This window comes from Achromobacter pulmonis (assembly GCF_902859765.1).
Classification (GTDB): domain Bacteria; phylum Pseudomonadota; class Gammaproteobacteria; order Burkholderiales; family Burkholderiaceae_B; genus Achromobacter; species Achromobacter pulmonis.
The window spans coordinates 1-849 of record NZ_CADIJV010000086.1 but is presented as its reverse complement, the minus strand read 5'-3'; the positions used below and the strand labels follow the sequence as shown (position 1 = coordinate 849).

The window sequence follows — 849 nt, the reverse complement described above, 5'->3', positions numbered from 1 at the left end:
GCGCGCGTGCAGTCGCTGGCCGTGGGCGAGACGCTGACCGAGACCATCACCGTCACCACCGCCGACGGCACCACCGGCACGGTCACCATCACCATCAACGGCACCAACGACGCCCCGACCATCAGCGGCGAAGCCGCCGGCGCGGTCAAGGAAGACGGCACGCAGGAAGTGTCTGGCCAGCTGGACAAGGCCGACGTCGACACCAGCGACACTCACACCTGGTCCGCCAACGACGGCGGCAAGGGTCAGTACGGCACGCTCACGGTCGACCAGAGCGGCAAGTGGACCTATGTGCTGGACAACGGCAGCGACAAGGTCCAGGCGCTGGCAGAAGGCCAGCAGGTCACCGACACCATCACCGTCACGGTGGACGACGGCCACGGCGGCAAGGCCACCCAGGTCATCACGGTCACGATCTCCGGCACCAACGATGCCCCGACCATCAGCGGCACCACCATCGGCGAAATCCGCGAAGACGACAGCAGCGACACCGTGTCCGGTCAGCTGACGCAGCACGACGTCGATACCAACGACACCCACAGCTGGACCGTCAGCAATGACGGCAAGGGCCAGTACGGCTCGTTCACCGTGGACGGCAGCGGCAAGTGGACCTACACGCTGGACAATGGCAGCGACAAGGTCCAGGCCCTCAAGGATGGCGAGACCGTCACCGACACCATCACCGTCACGGTGGACGACGGCCATGGCGGCACCGCCACCGAAACCATCACGGTCACCATCACCGGCACCAACGACACCGCCATCATCACCCCGAGCAAGCCGGGCGATGACGCCGGCACCGTCAAGGAAGACGACGTGCTGACCACCGGCGGCAAGCTGGATGTCACC

At 66.2% G+C, this 849-nt stretch carries 1 protein-coding gene; it reads left to right on the top strand.

Annotation, left to right across the window (positions count from 1 at the left end; all coding sequences use genetic code 11):
- A partial coding sequence (locus HV701_RS26600; protein ID WP_175135980.1) for a VCBS domain-containing protein occupies positions 1-849 on the top strand: 849 nt, incomplete at both ends.